This is a genomic window from Haladaptatus sp., assembly GCF_049589095.1.
Lineage (GTDB): Archaea > Halobacteriota > Halobacteria > Halobacteriales > Haladaptataceae > Haladaptatus.
On record NZ_JBAWAC010000090.1, the window covers coordinates 1 to 2,055 of the forward strand.

Below are 2,055 nucleotides of genomic sequence, written 5' to 3' on the forward strand. Positions count from 1 at the left end.
GTGTCGGGTTGGTCGTCGCCGCGGACGCTCCCCGCGGCGAACCGGATTCCGCGGAAGACCACGCGGCAGGCGCGGGTGCGGCGGCCTTCATCCTCGCGGCCGACGGCCCCGCCAGCGTCGTCGAACGGGCAGAACACACGACGGAATTCCCCGGAACGCGCTTCCGCGAGACCGGCGAGTCGAGCGTCGAGGGATTGGGCGTCACCAGCTACGACCGACGAGCGTTCTCGGAAACGCTCGCGGGCGCAGTCGGACAGGTAGATACCGGTGCTGTTGACGCCGTGGCGGTGCAGGCACCCGACGGGAAACTCCCGTACCGCGCCGCGGGTGCGCTCGGCGTCGGTATCGACGAGATTCGGGCGGGCGCACTCGTCCACGAACTCGGCGACACGGGCGCGGCGAGCGTCCCGCTGAGCCTGGCCAAATCCCTCGCCGACGGTCACGAACGAATCCTCGCCGCCTCGTTCGGCAGCGGCGCGGGGGCGGACGCGTTCGTGATCGAAACGGACGGCGACGTTCCCGTCTCGCTGACGCTCGACGGCGACGACCCCGTATCCTACGCCGAATATCTCCGACTGCGCGGCGACCTGACCTCCGGCCCGCCGAGCGGTGGCGGAGCGTACGTCAGCGTACCGTCGTGGCGACGCACGCTCAACCAGCGACATCGATTGCTCGCCGGGAAATGTCCCGACTGTGGCGCGCTGAACTTCCCGCCGGAGGGCGCGTGTAACGGTTGTAACTCGCTGGGCGAGTACGACGACGTGCGACTGACCGGCGAGGGAACCATCGAAGCCGTGACGACCATCTCGCAGGGCGGTGCGCCCCCCGAGTTCGCCGAACAGCAGGCCAAATCGGGCGACTTCGACGTGGCAGTCGTCGCCCTCTCCGGACCGAATGGCGGCGAGGCGAGCGTTCCCGCGCAGGTGACGGGTGCTGCGCCTGGAACCCTCGAAATCGGCGATTCGGTGGAGACGACGATGCGCCGTATCTATACGCAGGAAGGCGTCACGAGGTACGGATTTAAAGTTCGCCCGACGGGCGAACTTTAAATTATACTGGCGCTATGCTCCGACCGTAGTTCGAGATTCAGCCGAATGGCTGAATCTTGAGATCGGGTCGGGGTTCCGTACCGGTCGGAGGCTGAACCCCAACACGAGGGCAAGAAAACGGGGAGCAAACGAATGACCGACCCTCGACAGTTTTCCCATCACGGGCCGGAGATACTAGATACTCGTCAGTCGATTTCGGACGGACGTGACGGACTCCCGTCTCGAACTGATTGCTTCGAAAGAAATCTTGTCTCGTGTACCCCTACCCGAGACAATTAGTCGATTTTCCGGCGAGGATAAAAGCTTTCTGTAAACGATTGCAGTGACAATACGTTCGGCATAGTTCTCGGAAATCATATAGACAAGCCCTCGGTGATTAAGCGATACCGGTGACCTGCCGCCGTATCGGGACCGGAGATAAACGTTTTTCGTGCGTCCGAACGCGTTTTCGCACGATGAAGGTAGGCGTACTCGGAGCGGGGACGATGGGTCACGGAATCGCACAGGTGACGGCGATGGCGGGTCACGACGTGACGCTCCGCGACATCGAGGAGGAGTTCGTGAAGAACGGTATCGAGAGCATCGAGGCGAACCTCCAAGGAGGTGTCGAGCGCGACAAGGTCACGGAAGCCGAGAAGGAAGCCGCACTCGGCCGGATTTCCGGAACGACGGACCTCGAAGCGGCCGTCACCGACGCGGACATGGTGGTCGAGGCGGTGCCGGAGAAGATGGAAATCAAGCGCGAGACGTTCGCGGACGTGGAGGAGTTCGCGTCCGACGACGCGATCATCGCGTCGAACACCTCGTCGCTCTCGCTGACCGAAATCGCCAGCGCACTGAACGATCCGAGTCGGGCCATCGGGCTACACTTTTTCAACCCGGTGCACATCATGAAACTGGTCGAAATCGTGATTCCCGAGCAGAGTAGCTCGAAGACGGTCGAATTCGCGTCCGAGTTCGTGGACGGCATCGACAAGGTGGGCGTCGAGGTCAACGACTCGCCGGG

General features: G+C 63.2%; 2 protein-coding genes. Both read left to right on the forward strand.

Features of this window, described 5'->3' with window-relative positions; genetic code table 11:
* Nucleotides 1–1,049, forward strand: a 1,049-nt coding sequence (locus tag WBV42_RS03030) for a zinc ribbon domain-containing protein (protein ID WP_423984723.1), incomplete at its 5' end; no start/stop codon positions are given.
* 455 nt (nt 1,050–1,504) lie between these two features.
* The coding region (locus WBV42_RS03035; protein WP_423984724.1) for a 3-hydroxyacyl-CoA dehydrogenase family protein at nt 1,505–2,055 on the forward strand (551 nt) is incomplete at its 3' end.